This is a genomic window from Streptomyces sp. NPDC001002, assembly GCF_053599215.1.
The window spans coordinates 1-16,517 of the sequence record NZ_JBSFLV010000040.1; the positions used below are offsets into that span (position 1 = coordinate 1).

Here is a 16,517-nt window from a genome sequence, read left to right on the forward strand (position 1 = left end):
GGCCTTGCACGCCTTCCACCATCCGCCGGTCGACCACCCCACGGTCCCCGGCGTCGGCTACCACCCACAGCACGCGCAGCGAGCCTGGCGCGACGTCGTCGACCTGCTCGCCGAGTGCCTGCCCGTGACGGAAGAGCTGGGGGCATGACCCAGCTTCAAAGACGGGTTCTCAGAAACCCGGCTCGGTCTTGCCGAAGCGGACGCCTCGCGGTGCGCCCAGCAGTTCCGCGTACACCCCACGCAGGGCGAGGAGTTGGTGATGAGTTCCGGATTCCGCGATCCTCCCCCGGTCGAGTACGACGATGCGGTCCGCCTCCGGAGCGAGTCGCAGGTCGTGGGTGATCATCAGGGTGGTTCGGCCCGACATCAGCCGACGCAGGGGGCCGATGATCCGCCGCGCGGCCAGGGCGTCCAGCCCGGTGGTGGGCTCGTCGAGGATCAGTACCGGCGCGTCGCGCAGCATCGCACGGGCGATCGCGATGCGTTGGAGCTGGCCGCCTGACAGTTGGGCGGTGTGCGGGTCGATCCGTGTCTCGTAGCTCTCCGGAAGAGCGGTGATGAAGTCGTGGGCGGCCGCGGCTCGCGCCGCCTGTTCGATGTCCTGGCCGGTGGATCCGGGACGGCCGCAGGCGATGTTCTCTCGGATCGTGTCGTGCAGGATCAGCGTCTGCTGCGGCAACAGCGTGACCTGCTCGCGCAGGAAGGACAGCGCGACCTCGTCCAGGCGGACGCCGTCGAGGAGGACGCGCCCCTCGGTCGGGTCGTAGAAGCGCAGGAGCAGCTTGGCGATCGTCGACTTGCCCGCGCCGCTGGGGCCGGTGACCACGACGAACTCGCCGGGCCGGGCCGTCAGGGACACCTCGCTGAGAGTGGCCGACCCCTGTCCGGGATAGCGGAAGCCCACCCGGTCCAGTTGCAGCGTGCCGTGGACCCGCCACGGCGGGGCGGTCCGGTGCGGTGCCGGGTCGGAGACGGCCGCCTCGGCGTCGAGGATCTCCAGGAGCCGTTCCGCACCCGCGGTGGCGGCGGTGACGGTGAGTCCGAGCTGGCCGAGACCGCGGAGCGGTGGATAAAGGTAGCCCAAGAAGGCCGAGAAGGAGAGCAGTTGACCCAGCGTCATGCGGCCCTCGGAGATCTCCCACGCGCCCAGCCCGATGACGCCGAGCACGCACAGCGTCTCGATCACCTCCACCAACTGCTCGTAGAGCTCGCTCATGCGCGCTCCGCTCACGGAAGCCCGCATCCACGCCCGGGCCTCCCGGCGAAGCCGGTTCTCCTCGGCTGCCTTCCGGTTGTAGGCCTGGGTCAGGACGACGTTCCCGAGGGCCTCCTCCACGACGGACGTGATCGCCCCGTCGGCGACACGCTCGTCGCGGGCCACGGACTTCAACGGCCCGGAGAATCTCCTCACGGTCAGCCACAGCACCGGCACGAGTACGAAGGTGGCGAGCGCGAGATCCCAGCGCAGCCAGAGAGCGGCGGCCGAGAACAGGACGACATTGCAGGCGGACGAAATGGTGCCGACGACGCCCGAAACGACCATCTCCTCAATGGCCTCCACATCTCCCGTGAGCCGCTCGACCAGATCGCCCTGGCGATGCCGTTGGAAGAAGTCGGGCGGCAAACCCTGGACATGTCCGAAGACATGGGCGCGCAGCCGCATGACGAATCGCTCCGCGGTCCATACGGCAAGGGAGTTGCCGAAGTAGCCGACCGCAGCCCCGATCACCGCGACGCCCAGCCACTTTCCCGCCGGTCCCCAGAAGGCTCCCAACGAGCCCTTCCGCAGGGCATGGTCGGTGAGTTCACCGAAAAGCAGGATGGCGGCGGTCTCGCACAGGGCCGAGACCGTGACGCAGAGACAGATCAGCGCCAGCCGGTGGCGGTCGCCCTTCGTCAACGGCCAGAAACGGGCGAATGCCTGACGTGCCGTCAAGCCGACCGCCGACGTGGTTGTTGTCGCCGTCGTCCTACGGTGGCGCCCTGGGACGTGCGGCGCCGGGCGCAACCGCAGCCGCATTGTCTGCCGGTCGTCGTACGAAGTCACCGTAGAGGACTTTCTTGTGGGGGACATAAGAGATGCGCAGGTATGGAAAAGCGGGCCCGCGACTGAATATCGCGGGCCCGCCTCAACAGTTTGCGTTACTTGACCGGCCGGGTCTTACGCGGCTTCGCCGGCTTGGCCGGCTTGCCCTTCGCGGGCTTCGCAGGCTTGGTGGACTTGACCGGAACGACCTTCGTGAAAGCCACGGTTCCTCCATGTGCAGCTCGATCGCTGCCTAGTTCCTTTTGTCGAAGCCGTTCGGCTGCGACACGGAAAACACTAGGAGGGGAAATTGAGGACAGTTTAAGAGGCGAAAGGCACGCCCCCGAACGGCACCCGGTCCCAGAACCAGTACAGGCTCACCGCCACGATCGGCGCGGTCAGCGCGGGCAGCACCCAGCGGTGGACGGTGGTCCGGCGCAGGAGCAGCAGCAGAGGAAAGACGACGGCGATGATCCCCAACTGCACCGCTTCGATACCGACGTTGAAGCTCAGCAGCGACAACAGCAGCTCCCAGGACCAGCGTTCGTCGATGCCGAGCGCCCCGGCGAAACCCAGACCGTGCACGAGGCCGAAGAGGAAGACCGTCGGCAGCCGCCAGCGTCCGCTCCCCTCGCGGTCGCGCAGGAGGATGCCGGCCAGGGCCACGACCGCGATGGACGCGGCGATGACCGGCTCCACGAACGCCGCAGGCACGTGCACCACACCCGTCGCCGCCAGCAGGAACGTGACGCTGTGCGCGGCGGTGAAGGCGGTCGCCGTCAGGAGCACTTCGCGCAAGGTCCGGGCGCCAATGAGCAGGGACAGCAGGAAGAGGATGTGATCCAGGCCGAACAGCAGGTGTTCGGTGCCGAGCAGGAAGAACTCCGCGATCTGGTGGGACTCGTGGTGCCCACCGGTCTCGACGGTCGGGTCACCGGCCGTCAGCACCTGGGAGCCACGCCGGCCGTCGAGGTCGTAGTGGACGATCGTCTGGGTGCTGTGGACGAAGCTCTCGGCGTCGGGGAACAGCGCACTGGAGATCGCGTAAGTGCCGCCGGTGCCAGGGCAGTTATAGACCAGACTGAGGACGGCGAACGGCTTGGTGCCGCGGGTGCGGACATCGGCGTCCTGAGCGAGCCGAGGCGTGCAGGGCTTGCCGTCGTGAGTGAGGGCGAAGCGTGCCGTGACGTACTCCGTCACCGCCTCGGCGTTGATCCGGAGCTGGTGCCGCTGTGCGGTGCGCCCCTTCGCCTCGTACGCCTCGGCGTACAGCCAGGCCGACTTCATCAGCAGGTCGTATTCGAGTTCGAGGTCCGCCTTCACGCCGGCTCCGCTGCCCGTCACCTCCGCGTATGCAGTCGAGGTCAGGTCGTGTGCGGCGGCCGGGGCGGGATCGACGAGGCCGGCGGTGAGCACGGCCAACAGGGCTGCCACGACCGTGAGAAGCGCGGTGCGCGCCCGCGAGGTGAACGGGCGCGCCGGCCTCGAAGACGCCGTCACTGCTGATCCTCGGACGACGTGAACCACTCGTAGCCGGGTACGTCCGGCCCCCACGTGCCGGGGCGGCCGTGGGCGTCCTTGGTGACGAAGACGCTCGGCTGGGAGGCGGTCACGCCGCCGCCGGTGGAGCGTGCCGTGACGAACCAGGCGTGGGTCGAGCCGGGCCGCAGTCCCTTCCAGGTCACCGAGGCGACCTTGCCGGAGTCGACCTTGGCCCTGCCGATGACGCTCACGGGGTTGTAGAGCGCGAGCGAGTCGGTCTGGAAGGTCGTCGTGCGGCTGCTGAGGTCGACGGGGAGCACCATGTTGTCCTCGGTGCCGTCGTACCGGTGCAGGGTGTCGTACTCGGTGGAGCCGAACTCGTCGAGCAGCGGGGAGTAGGTGTCCACGGTCAACTCGGCGCGTTTGACGTTGAATTGGAGCATCCGGAAGAAGCTGGCGCCGAACTGGAGTTGGGTGTCGGGCTGGTAGCCGCCGATCTCGGTGAGCCCGAGCCGGTCCGCGGAGACCGTGTAGAACTGGTAGTCCGCGAGCAGTTCGACGACGTCGTGCGCGACCTCGCCGACCCGCGGCTTCACGTTCGTGCCGACGCCGTGCTCGTGACCGGCGAGGATCAAGAAGACGTTCGGGTTGTTCTGCACGACCGTCTTGTAGAGCATCGAGCCGTCGGGCGGGGAGAACGCGGCGCCGCGTCCGTCGGGGTTGTTGCTCGGGGCGAGGTAGTCGTGCGAGAGCAGGATGCCGTTGCGGTCGGGGTAGCGCTTGAAGATCGAGTCGGCCCATTCGGCCTCCTCGCGCGTCACCCCGTACGACAGGCCGACCACGACGAAGTCCAGGCCGCCGGCCGAGAACAGGTCGTAGTGGTTCTGGTTGTCGCCCGCGCGCCACGGGCCGCCGTACTCGGCGTGCTCCCAGCCCTTGGACAGTGCCTCGTAGCGCTGAGGGCCGTAGTACTGGTTGTAGATGGCGTCCGGGCCGTTCTCGGTGCCCGACTGGTTGTCGTGGTTGCCCGCGATCACACCGTTGGGCACGCCCGCGTCGTCCAGGATCTTCTGCTGCTCGGACGACACCTCCATCTCGCCCACGACCTGCTTCTGGGTCGCCTCGTCGGCGGGCTTGCGGATGTTGTTCTCGATGATGTCGCCGGTGTGAGCGACGTACGCGATCTTCCGCTGGTCCTTGTTGGCCACGATCCAGCGCGAGACATCCCCGTACGCCTTCTCCCACACGGCACGTTCCTCGGGCGTCTCCTGCTCGACCGCGCCCTCGGAGAGGTACTGCGTGTCGGTGTAGTGGACGATCGAGAAGTCGTACGAGTCCGGGTCGGCGAAGGAGTTCGGGTCGCCGGCGTCGATGTCGTCGGCGAACGGGTCCTCGCCGGTGACCATGACGTGGATCTGCTTGCGGTCGATGTACTTGCGGTCGACGACGGTCGTCAGGACGGTCTCGCCGTCGGCCGCGCCGCGGGTGCTGGTCAGGACGTCCCACCGCTTGGCGGCGGTGTTCCACACGCGCAGGGCGGCGAGCCGCTCGGGGTCGATGACGCCCTCCCAGCGCAGGACCGGCGCGTCCACATGGCCGTTCACCTCGACGTCGAAGCGCTGGAAGGTGACGTCCTCGGCGGCCGGCGCGTCGAGGGTCTTGCCGTCGGCGGGTTCGAGGCCGGAGGCCTTCACCCTGCGCTCGCCCTTGACCTTGAGGGTCGTTGGGACGGTCGGTGCCGTGCCCTGGTACACCCGGCCCGGGGTCAGGATCTCGGCCTCGGAGAAGGTGGCGCTGACCTTGCCGCCGTCCGGTTCCGCGACCTTGGCGGAGAGGGTGACGTTCTTGCCGGCGTCGGTGGTGCCGGACTTCGGGGTGAGGTCGGCGGGGGCGTCGGGGATACCGGCGGAGCTGAACTTCACTTCTCTGATACCGGAGTTGCCCAGACTGTCCGTACCGGACACAGACAGGGTGTGCTCGCCTGCCGACAGGCCCGGGCCGACGGAGGCGCCGGGTTGGATCGGGCGGCCGTCGAGCTTGACGTCGGGCCCGCTGACCACGCCGGACAGGTCGTCGATCCGGACGTCGAGGACGACCGAAGCGGTGATCCTCTGCCCGGCGGCCGGGGTGCTGGAGGCCACCCGGGGCGCCGAGTTGTCGGTGGCGAGGACACGGGTCGCGGTCTTGCCGCTCTTCGAGGTCGCGGCGAGGGTGTGCGCACCGTCGGCGATCTTCTTGGTGTCGAGGTCGGCGCGCAGCCCCTGGGCCGGACCGTCGACGAAGAACTCCAGGTCGACCTCCGTCAACGGATTGACGTTGTCACCGCAGTTGCCGTCACCGAAGCTGTACGACCCCTTCAGCATCCGGCCCTCAGCGGTGCCGCTCGCCGGGGTGAGCGTGATGCCGGAGAGGGCGAAGTCGTCGCGGTTGTCGCCGCACGAGGTCGCGTAGGTGCCGGTGACGAAGTCGACGGTGTTCCAGCCGGGGACGAGCCACTCGTTCGGCAGCGCCAGATCGACGTGCTGGCTCACGAAGTCGCCGTCCAGGACGTGCTTCTGACCGTTGATCAGGAGGTAGTTCTGGTAGCGGGCCTCGATCGAGTTGCTGCCGACGGTGAAGCCGAGCGTCGCGTTGCCGGAGCCGAGGGTCTCGGTGACGGGCACGGCCGGAGCGTCGATCGTGTAGCGCAGCTCCGCCTCGCGCAGGCGCGTGTCGGTGGTGCCACAGGTGCCGTCACCCATGGCGTACGTGTCGGCGATGTCGTGGCCGGTGACGGTGGCGCCGTCCAGGGCGAGGGCCAGATGTGCGATGTCGAAGTCGTCGCGGTTGTTGCCGCAGCTCTCCTTATAGGGGCTGGTGACGACCTTGATGACGTTGTCGCCGGGCACCAGGAAACGCGCCGGGATCGCGATGTCGACGCGCTGGCTGACCCACGTGCCGCCGAGGTCGATGCGTTTGCCGTTGACGAGCAGGTAGTTGTCGTAGCGGTCGTCGATGGAGTTCGCGCCGACGTCAAAGGAGAAGGTGGCCGCGCCGTTGCCGAGCTGCGGGTAGGCCGCGGGCGCGGCGCCGTCCACGGTCAGCGCGTCGACGGAACCCTCGGTGCCGGCCGGGAAGTTCGCGAACACCGACTGACGGCCCGCCACGAGCGTGCCGTCCTTGGGCAGCAACCGCGGTGCTCCGGCAGGGGCGTTGTTGACCGTCACCTTGTTCTTGACGGACTTGCCCGAGGTGGTCGTCGCGGACAGGGTGTGCTGCCCGTTGGTGAGCTTCGTTGAGTCGAGGTCGGTGGTGAGACCGGTGGTGCCCTGCGGGTCGCCCAGCACGAAGAAGCTGAGCGTCGCTTTCGTCAGCAGCGAGGTGTTGGTACCGCAACTGCCGTCGCCGAAGGAGTAGGTGTACTCGTTCTCCTCACCGTCCGCGACCTCGCCGAGCAGGTCCAGGCTGATGTCGGAGAGCACGAAGTCGTCGTAGTTGACGCCGCAGGAGCTGTCGACCGTGCCCGCGAAGATCTCGATGCGGTTCTCGCCCTTGACCAGCTTCTGGTTCGGGATCTCCAGCGTGCCGCGCTGGTTGACGAGATCGCCGATGTCGATCCGGTAGTCGCCGTTGACCAGCACGTAGTTGTGGTAGCGGGCCTCCGTCGAGTTCGAGCCGACGTCGAAGCTCAGCCGGGAGACACCGACCGTCCGCTCGGCGTCGATCGCCTTGCCGTCGACCGCGAGCTTTGTCACCGAGTCACCGGCGAGGGTCGGCACGGCGGCGACCTTCTGCGTGCCCTCCAGGTAGGACCCCTCGCCCGGGGTGAGGGTGGGCAGGCTCGTGGCCCCCGCGGACCTGTCCCGATCCGAGGCGCGCTCCTCCGGATCCGTGTCGGCGTAGGCGGTGGTGAGGTTGCCACTGACGAGCAGGAGGGCAGTGAGGACCACTCCTACGAGGCGGCCCGTGACATGCAGCCCCAGTCCGTCATCTTGCCGTCTTCGCCGCTGAGTTGGCCTCATCAGGTCGCCCTTCCTGATCGCTGCAAGGTGGGTCGCAAGGTGAAAGGCATGTCGACGAACCCGCTGCACGACATGCCCATGGCAAAGCCTGGGTGGCGCAGGTGAACGCGAGTGAAGCAGCGGTGAACGACGAGGAGAAGGGGCCTCTGGTTGATACTGGGGCGGGTGTAGCGAATCAGGCTTCCGGGCAGAGGAAGGTGCCGGCACGTGAGCACGACGGAACGAGGAAACTGCCCGGTCGGGCTGTTCGTGGGGCTGTGCACGCTGGACGTCATCCAGCTCGTGGACCATGTACCGGCCTCCAACGAGAAACTGACGGCCCGTGAGCAGACCCTCGCCGCGGGAGGTCCGGCGGCGAACGCGGCCGTGACCTTCAGCCATCTCGGCGGCACGGCCGAGCTGTTGACCGCGATCGGCTCCCATCCCCTGGGCCTCGGAGTGACGACCGACCTGAACCGGCTGGGCGTCACCGTCTCGGATCTCGCGTCGGACACGGTGGAGCCACCCGCGGTGTCCTCCATCCTGGTGACCGCGTCCACCGGGGACCGCGCCGTCGCCTCGACCAACGCCACAGCTCACCGACTGACCCCGCCGGACGACCTCGACGCGTTGGTGGCGGGGCGCAATGTCGTCGAGTTCGACGGCCACCACATGGAGCTCGCCGTGGCCGTGGCCCGTGCGGCGCGCGCCGCCGGATGCACGACCCTTCTCGACGGGGGCAGTTGGAAGGACGGCACGCCGGACCTACTGCAGTGGATCGACGTCGCCGTCTGTTCGGCCGACTTCCACCCGCCCGGCGTGAGCACCCCGGCGGACACGCTGAGGTTCCTGGGCGAGCACGGGGTCGCGTGGTCGGCGGTCAGCCGCGGAGAGCAGCCGATCCTGTGGGCGGGGCCCGAGAGCGGTGGCACGGTGGACGTGCCCGCGGTCCGGGTGGCGGACACGTTGGGCGCGGGGGATGTGCTGCACGGAGCGCTTGCCTACTACCTCGCGGCTCAGGCTGAGGGCGGGCGCCTGACCCTGACGTCGGAGGGCTTCACGCAAGCACTCCGAGACGCGGCCTTGGTGGCCTCGCGGGCGTCCGGCTCGTTCGGGACGCGGGCCTGGATGCTGACGGACCAGGCAACGGCCGAGTCGGACTGAGCCTCCTCAACCCGCTTGGCGGGGTGGCCCGTTGGCTCCCGGGTAATCAACACATCGGATCAATCCCTCCGCATTGACTCGCGTCACCCCCATCTCTATGTTGCGTCACGGGATAGATCCGATGAATCATCCGAGCCGCCTGGAGGCACCATGCCCAATCCCTCCGAGCACGCCCCGTCCAGACGTACCGTCCTCGCTACCGGATCCGCCCTCGGCGGCACCCTCCTCGCCACGGGCCTGACGACCACGCAGGCGAGCGCGACCGATCGCGCCGAACCCGCTGCCGGACACCCCGCCGAGCACCTGGCCGGACATCCGGCCGACCCCTGGCGCACCGTTCTGGACGACGCCGATCCGGTCTGGCAGCGCATGCCGACGACCTGGTACGAGGGCCCTTTCCTCGGCAACGGCTTCCTCGGCTCCGGGATCTACGCCGAGCCCGGTTCCGCCTCGACCGCCGTGCGCTTCAACGTCCAGCACTCCGAAGTACAGGACCACCGCCCCGAGTTCGGCTCGCTGTTCGGCCTGGCGCGGCTGCCCATCGGGTACTTCACGCTCGAACCGGTCGGCACGATCACCGGTCTCGACTGGCGACTGTCGCTTCACGACGCCGAGTTGACCGGCACGCTGACCACCGAGAAGGGCAGCCTGGCCCTCCGCGCCCTGGTCCACAACGACCGCTCGGTCCTCGCCGTGGAGGTGACGCCGACCGCGGGCGAGCGCGACTTCCGTTGGGTGTTCCACCCCGCCGACGCGATCAGTCCGCGCGCCGCCTTCAAGCCGCTGCCGGACGGTTACCAGGGCAACCCGCCCGCCGAGGTGGCCGACCACGACGGAGTGACCGCCGCCGTGCAACCGCTCCTCTCGGGCGGGCAGCACGTGACCGCGTGGCGAGAACAGTCCAGGGGCCGGACCCGCACGCTGTACGTGCATGTCGCACACTCGTACCCGCGCAACACCGCCCTGGACAGGGCCCTCAAGACCGTCCGCACCGCGGCACGTCTCCCCTACTCGGCCCTGGCGGTGGACCACCGCGCCTGGTGGCACGCCTACTACCGCAAGAGCTTCCTGTCCCTTCCCGACGCCCGGATCCAGCGCTTCTACTGGATCCAGCTCTACAAGACCGCCTCCGCGGCCCGACGGGACGCCCCGGTGATGGCGACGAGCGGCCCCTGGCTGGAGCCCACACCCTGGCCCAACACCTGGTGGAACCTCAACGCCCAGCTGGAGTACTGGCTCATCCACGGCTCCAACCACCTCGAACTCGACGCGATCACACGGGCGTTGAGCGAGTTCCGGGACAACCTCGCCAAGGAGGTGGCCCAGCCCTACCGGAACGATTCGCTCGGCATCCCCCGCACCACCGACCCCCACCTGGTCAACGGCGCCGCCGGCACCCTCACCGGCTACGGCGTCGGCATCCCCGGCCAGGACCCACCCACCCCCGAAGTCGGCGACCTGACCTGGGCGTTGCACAACGTCTGGCTCAGCTACCGGCACACGATGGACAAGTCGATCCTCCGGGATGTCCTCTTCCCACTCCTGCGCAAGGCGATCAACTACTACCTGCACTTCCTCGAACCCGGCCCGGACGGCAAGCTGCATCTACCCGCCACGTTCTCCCCCGAGTACGGCGGCAACTCGCGCGACTGCAACTACGACCTGATGCTCCTGACCTGGGGCTGCCGCACCCTCCTCGAATCCGCCGAACTCCTCGGCGTCCAGGACCCGTTGGCCCCGCGATGGCGCGAAGTACTGGCGAAGCGCGTGCCCTATCCGACGGACGCGAACGGCTTCATGATCGGCGCGGACATCCCCTTCGCGAAGTCGCACCGCCACTACTCGCACCTCCTCGCGGTCTACCCGCTGTACGAGGTGACCGGCCGCACCCCCGACGAACGCGCCCTGATCGAGCGGTCGTTGGCCCACTGGGTGGGCTTCGAAGGCGCCCTCCAGGGCTACACCTTCACGGGCGCCGCCTCGATCTCGGCGCTGCTCGGCAAGGGCGAGGACGCGCTGAAGTACCTCGGTGAGCTGATGACCCGCTTCATCCAGCCCAACACCATGTACAAGGAGTCGGGGCCGGTCATCGAGACACCCCTGTCGGCGGCACAGTCCCTGCACGACATGGTGTGCCAGTCGTGGGGCGGAGTCATCCGGGTCTTCCCCGCTCTGCCCGCCGCCTGGGCGGACCTCGCCGTGCACAACTTCCGTACGCAGGGCGCCTTTCTGCTCAGCGCCCGTCGCCGCAGCGGTACCACCCGCTGGGTCCGGCTGGTCAGCGAGGCCGGCGCCCCCTGCGTCGTACGGCACGGGCTGACGGGACCGATCGACGTTCGGGACGGGCACGGCCGTACCCTCCGCCACTCCGACGCGGGCGACGGCGCGATCCAAGTCGCCCTGCGGAAGGGCGAGTCGGCGCTGATCACCGCCCGGGGCGACCGGCCCGACCTGACCGTCACCCCCGTACAGCCGAACGAGGACGCGCCCCGTTGGGGGCTGCCACTCGCGACCTAGGGCCTAGCGCCGAGTCCGGACCAGCAGGTACAGGAAGTACGGCGTTCCGATGACCGCCGTCATCAGGCCCGCACCCAGCTGTGCCGGTGCGATCACCGTGCGGCCGAGGAGATCCGCCGTGCCGACGAGGGCCGCGCCCAGGAGTACCGCCACCGGTACGACTCGGGCGTGGCGGCGGCCGACAAGGGTGCGGGCCGCGTGCGGGGCGACCAGGCCGACGAAGGCGATCGTGCCCGCGGCGGCGACCGCGGTGGCGCTCAACAGGACGCTGACGAACAGGAATCCGAGCCGTGCCGGTGCGAGGCGCAGGCCCAGCAGGGCGGGCGTGTCGTCGTCGAGGGACACGAGGTCGAGCTCGGTGCGTCGCGCGACGGCCACCGCGAGGCCCAACACGAGGGCGCCGGCGACCGGGAGGGTGTCGGGCAGGGTGCGGCCGTAGGTGGAACCGGACAGCCAGGTGAGTGCCTTCGTGGCGTTGAAGGGGTCCGTCAGGACGATGAGGAGGCTGATGAGCGCGGTCGTGGCGGCGGACACGCCGATGCCCACCAGGACCAGCCGGTTGTGCCCGAATCCGCCGCGGGCCGCGAGTCCGAACACGAGGACCGCGGTGAGGGCAGCGCCCGCGAAAGCTGCGCCCGCCACGCCCCAGGATCCGGGCGCCGATGCCGTGGTGACGAGCAGGACCGCGCCCAAGGCGGCGCCGCCCAGGACGCCGAGCGTGCCGGGTTCGGCGAGCGGGTTGCGGGTGACGGCCTGGACCAGGGTGCCGGACAGGGCCAGTGCGGCGCCCGCGAGGAGGGCGGCGAGGACGCGCGGGACGCGGGTGTCGAGGACGAAGGAGACGGACTGCGCGGCCCTGCCCTGGGCCCAGTTGGCCACATCTCCCAGCAGCAACTTCGTGTCGCCCAGCAGGACTCCGGCGACGGCCACCGCGATCAGGACGGCGACGAGTGCCGTCACCGTCGTGAGGAACACGGCTCTGGTGGGGATCCGCAGGCGTTCCGGCCCGGTCGCGGTGGTGGTGTCGCGTACCCGCAGGGCCATGGCGATGAGGAACACCGCGCCGAGGAGGCTGGTGACGACTCCGGTGGGTACGGCGACCGCGGACTCGGCAGAGACGAGGGCGCGCAGCAGGACGTCCGCGCCGAGCACCAGGGCGGCACCGGCCAGTCCGGCGACCGGCAGGCTGAGCCGGGTGCGGACGAAGGGACGGATGTAGCGGGCGAGCGGCCGGATCAGGGCGGGTGCGCACAGGCCGACGAAGCCGATGGGTCCGGCGAGGGTGACGGCCGCCGCCGAGAGCAGCGCGGCGAGCACCACGACCGTGATCCTGGTGGCCCGGACCGGGACCCCGATGCCGCGCGCTGCTTCGTCGCCGAGGGCCAGGGCGTCCACGCGGCGGGCCACCAGCAGCAGTCCGACGAGTCCGGCCAGGACGACGGGCGCCATCTGCATCACGCCGTCGTAGCCGTTCTGGCCGATGCTGCCCTGGTTCCACTGGTAGAGGCCCTGGGTCCGCTCGGGGAAGAGGAGGAGCAGTCCCTCGGTGACCGCCGAAAGGCCGAGTGTCAGCGCGCTGCCGGCCAGGACGAGGCGGACGGTGCCCGTGCCGAGGCCGGACAGGGAGAGGACGACGGCCGCCGCGCCGAGCCCTCCGACGAACGCCACGCTGGAGGAGGCGAGCAACGGCAGCGAGGCGCCGGTGACACTGAGCAGGCCAAGCGCCAGGTAGGAACCGGCGTTCACGGCAAGGGTGTCGGGCGCGGCGAGCACATTGCGGGTGACGGACTGCAGGGCCGCGCCCGCGATGCCGAGTGCGGCGCCGACCAGCAGCCCTGCGGTCATGCGGGGCAGCCGCGAGGAGATCACGACGGACGCGTCGGCGGAGTCGGCGTGGCCGGTGAGCGCCTTCCACACCTCGGCGGGGCCGACGGCCGCCGTGCCCTGGGTGATGTCGACGACCGCGAGGGCCGCGACGAGGAGGACGAGCACGGCCGTCACCGCGGTCGCGCCCATCCTTGAACTGACAGCGGGCGTGCCGGTGGTGGGAGCTGGTGCGGTGACGGTCATGGCGCTACTTCGTGAGAGCGGCGACGACTGCGTCGACGTACGCCTGCATGGACTGCGGACCGCCGAACATCCAGATGCCGTCGGGCAGTCGGTGTACGTTCCCCTTCTTCACGAACGGTAGCGACTTCCAAACGGCGTTCTTCGCAAGGTCGTTGGAGAAGGGATCGCTGGCCTTCTCGGCCTTGCTGCCGATGTACGCGAACTCGACGTCACCGAGGCTCGTCAGGCCCTCGACATCGGTGGCGGCCAGACCGTAAGCGGCGTCGCCCTTGAGGGTCCAGGCGTTCTTGAGCCCTATCGCCTCGTTCACGGCACCGAGGAGCGAACCGCTGGTGTAGGGACGCACGGACACCTGGTTCGACGCGACCCAACCGTCCGCGAACGCGATCTTCCGGCCGGCCAGACCCGCTTCGGCGAGCGCCTTCTTCCCTTCGGCGACCTTGGCGTCGAAGGCCTTCTTCGCCGCGACGGCCTTGTCCGTGGCGCCGGTCGCCTCGGCGATGAGGTCGAGGCTCTCCTCCATCTGCCCGATCTGGTCGGCGGACTTGGCGGAGCGCACCTCCAACACCGGTGCGATCTTGCGCAGTTGCTTGACGGCTGCGGCCGACAGGTCGGTGGTGGCGACGATGAGGTCCGGCGAGAGCGCGGCGATGGTGTCCATGCTGGGCTCGCCGCGAGTGCCGATGTCCTTGGGCGTGTTCTTCAGCGGGGCCGCGGTGTCCCAGGTCTTGTAACCCTTGACGTCGGCGACTCCGACAGGGTCGACGCCGAGCGTGACGAGGCTCTCCACGACGTTCCACTCGGTGCCGACGACCTTCTTCACGGGCCCGTCGAGCGTGACCTTCGCGCCGCTCGCGTCGGTGAGGGTGATGCTTTTCGCGCTCGGCTCCGAGCTGTCGGCGGCGGGTTCGGTCGTCCCGCACCCGGCCAGCACGACAGCGGCGGACACGGCGGCGAAAGCTGCGAGGGAACGTCTCATGAGGTGGTGCTGAGCCTTTCGGTACGTGCGTGATGGCGGCCTATCGCGCGGGTGCGCAGTCGGCCGGTCAGCGGGTCGGTGTCGACCTCGATACGGATGCCGTACGTCTCGGTGAGGCGCTCGGCGGTCAGTACGTCCTCGGGCGCGCCGTCGGCGACGATCCGCCCCGCGTGCAGCAGGGCGATCCAGTCGGCGACGGCCGCCGCCTGGTCCAGGTCGTGCAGGACGACACCGACGGCGATGCCGTGAACGTCCGCCAAGTCCCGTACGAGATCGAGAAGTTCGACCTGGTAGCGGAGGTCGAGGTAGGTCGTGGGTTCGTCGAGCAGGAGGACTCCGGTGTCCTGCGCGAGGCAGCTCGCGAGCCAGACGCGCTGGAGCTGACCGCCCGAAAGGTGCTCGGCACCCCGGTCGGCGAGGCTCTCCACATCGGTCAGGGCGAGCGCCCGCCGCACGGCCGCCGCTCCGTCCGGGTCCACCCTGCCCCAGCGCCCCCGGTAGGGATAACGGCCGAACTCCACGATGTCCCGCACGGTCAGGCCGCTCGGGGCGGTACGGCCCTGGGTCAACAGCGCGACCCGGCGGGAGAACTCACGGACGGTCAGAGCGAGTCCGTCGGCGGTGTCGCCACCCTCGGTACCCAGCACAAGGGCGCCGGTACGGGCGCGCTGCAATCGGGCCAGCGTGCGCAACAGCGTCGACTTGCCACTGCCGTTGGGGCCGACGAGCGCGGTCACATGCCCGGGACGGAGCGTGATCGCCGCCTCGTGCACGACGTCCGTTCCGTCGTACGCCACGGTCACGTCCCGCGCGATCAACTCGTGTCCGCGCAGACGGGAGGGCTCGCTCGTCTCTTCACCAGAACTCACGAGCGAAGGTTAGCCTAACCTAACTAGCGTTAGTGTCCACAGGGCACCGGAGGGGGTGCCAGGTCAGCAGGGATGGACTCGACCCAGGAAGGTTAGGCTAACCTTCCTGCATGGCGAAGATCCGCAGACTGGTCCCGCAGCAGCCCGGGATGTTCCGCGCCGAAGTCGCGCGCACCCAGCGTGTCACCCCCTCCGTCCACCGCGTGACGGTCACGGGGGCGGAACTCTCCGAGTTCCCCTGGCAGGGCTACGACCACTGGTTCCGTCTCTTCTTCCAACTCCCGCACCAAGAGCGGCTGCACCTGCCGGAGTTCACCGGTTCGCGCTGGTGGCCGCCTTACCTGGCTATGCCGGAAGAGGTGCGGCCGCACTGCGCCAACTACACCGTCGCCGACTTCCGTCCCGAGGCGGCGGAGATGGACATCGACTTCGTCGTGCACCACGGCCCCACCGGTGAACTCGCGGGACGAGCGGCGATCTGGGCCTGCAGCGCCCGTCCCGGCGACGCCCTCGCGGTGCTCGACCAGGGGCTCCTGTTCGACTGCCCGCCGGACGCCTCCGAGGTCCTGGTCGTCGCCGACGAGACCGGACTGCCGGCCACCACCGGCATCGTGCGTTCCCTGCCGCGCGAGACGGTGGGCCGGATCATCCAGGAAGTGCCCACCGCGGACGACTGCCGCGCCCTCGACGCCCCGGCCGGAGTCACCGTCACCTGGATCGTCCGCGAGAACCCCACCGCCGTACCCGGCACCGCGGCCCTCGGCGAACTACTGCGCCACTCCCCCGCCGACGAGACCGGCTACGCCTTCGTCGTCGGCGAGTCCACGCTGGCCACCGAGGGCCGCCGGCACCTGCGGCGGGCGGGCCTGCCGAAGGAACGCATCACCTTCTCGGGATTCTGGCGACACGAGGAGCACCAGGCGGCTTGACGATCGGCCGAGGTGACGGCCTCACGACCACCAGGGTCAGCCGCGAACTCCGAGCCGCCGACCTCCTCCACCGTGGTCCCCAGGTAGACACGACGGGGTTGCAGGACCACGCCGTCGTCCGGGATCACAAACTCCTCAAGCGCGTTGAGAGCGTGCGTGCTTGCCTTCGGGGCCGGACTCACCGCGATCGGCTGGGATGCTGAGTTCGGCATGGCACTGCTGCTCCTCTTTTATGGCGACATCATCGACGGGGTGCGATACCGCTGGACGGCCACACTCGCCGCGCTAGCAGTCCTGTCGGCAGCCGGCCGGCTCACAGGAGCCGTCCTGCCCGGCTCCCTCGACGATGCCTGGGCGCAGAGCGTTGGCTCCGCTGTCGGTGTCACGCTCGGGCTGGCAGTGAGTGCCGCGATCACACGGCTTCCGGAACGCCGACCACATCGGCCCGCCGGGGGGACACGACTCCGAATTCAGCGGTCAAGACTCTCCGTAAAGGGAGAG

9 protein-coding genes and 1 pseudogene are annotated in these 16,517 nt (G+C 69.4%); 4 read left to right on the forward strand and 6 right to left on the reverse strand.

The features are described from left to right. Positions 1-148 (forward strand): annotated as a pseudogene (locus tag ACWDR3_RS19710) (dienelactone hydrolase family protein); the annotation flags it as partial. A gap of 21 nt (positions 149-169) precedes the next feature. Here ACWDR3_RS19710 and ACWDR3_RS19715 read toward each other — a convergent pair. From ACWDR3_RS19715 to ACWDR3_RS19725, 3 genes are all read right to left on the reverse strand, one after another. Next, positions 170-2,020: an ABC transporter ATP-binding protein gene (locus tag ACWDR3_RS19715; protein ID WP_450353842.1), complete on the reverse strand. Its 1,851-nt coding sequence runs from the start codon at positions 2,018-2,020 to the stop codon at positions 170-172. Between the two features lie 327 nt (positions 2,021-2,347). After that, on the reverse strand, positions 2,348-3,526 hold the full coding sequence (locus tag ACWDR3_RS19720; protein WP_450353779.1) for a HupE/UreJ family protein: 1,179 nt from the start codon (positions 3,524-3,526) through the stop codon (positions 2,348-2,350). Continuing rightward, positions 3,523-7,437: a metallophosphoesterase gene (locus ACWDR3_RS19725; protein WP_450353780.1), complete on the reverse strand. Its 3,915-nt coding sequence runs from the start codon at positions 7,435-7,437 to the stop codon at positions 3,523-3,525. Before ACWDR3_RS19725 ends, ACWDR3_RS19720 begins: the two co-directional genes overlap by 4 nt. Positions 7,438-7,716: 279 nt before the next feature. Between ACWDR3_RS19725 and ACWDR3_RS19730 the strand changes: the two genes are divergently transcribed. Next, positions 7,717-8,652, forward strand: coding sequence for a PfkB family carbohydrate kinase (locus tag ACWDR3_RS19730; RefSeq protein WP_450353781.1), 936 nt, complete (start codon positions 7,717-7,719; stop codon positions 8,650-8,652). Positions 8,653-8,802: 150 nt separating this feature from the next. Beyond that, positions 8,803-11,169: a glycosyl hydrolase family 95 catalytic domain-containing protein gene (locus tag ACWDR3_RS19735; RefSeq protein ID WP_450353782.1), complete on the forward strand. Its 2,367-nt coding sequence runs from the start codon at positions 8,803-8,805 to the stop codon at positions 11,167-11,169. A 3-nt stretch (positions 11,170-11,172) separates the two neighbouring features. On the opposite strand, the gene ACWDR3_RS19740 is transcribed toward ACWDR3_RS19735, so the two are convergent. From ACWDR3_RS19740 to ACWDR3_RS19750, 3 genes are read right to left on the reverse strand one after another with little or no spacing between them, the layout of a single operon-like run. Then, positions 11,173-13,239, reverse strand: a complete 2,067-nt coding sequence (locus ACWDR3_RS19740) for an iron ABC transporter permease (protein WP_450353783.1) — start codon at positions 13,237-13,239, stop codon at positions 11,173-11,175. Between the two features lie 4 nt (positions 13,240-13,243). After that, a complete protein-coding gene (locus ACWDR3_RS19745; RefSeq protein ID WP_450353784.1) occupies positions 13,244-14,218 on the reverse strand; it encodes an ABC transporter substrate-binding protein in 975 nt (324 codons plus the stop codon). Continuing rightward, on the reverse strand, positions 14,215-15,087 hold the full coding sequence (locus ACWDR3_RS19750; protein WP_450353785.1) for an ABC transporter ATP-binding protein: 873 nt from the start codon (positions 15,085-15,087) through the stop codon (positions 14,215-14,217). Before ACWDR3_RS19750 ends, ACWDR3_RS19745 begins: the two co-directional genes overlap by 4 nt. Positions 15,088-15,197: 110 nt before the next feature. Here ACWDR3_RS19750 and ACWDR3_RS19755 point away from each other — a divergent pair, with 110 nt between their 5' ends. Beyond that, positions 15,198-16,016, forward strand: a complete 819-nt coding sequence (locus ACWDR3_RS19755) for a siderophore-interacting protein (RefSeq protein WP_450353786.1) — start codon at positions 15,198-15,200, stop codon at positions 16,014-16,016. Positions 16,017-16,517 lie beyond the last annotated feature (501 nt).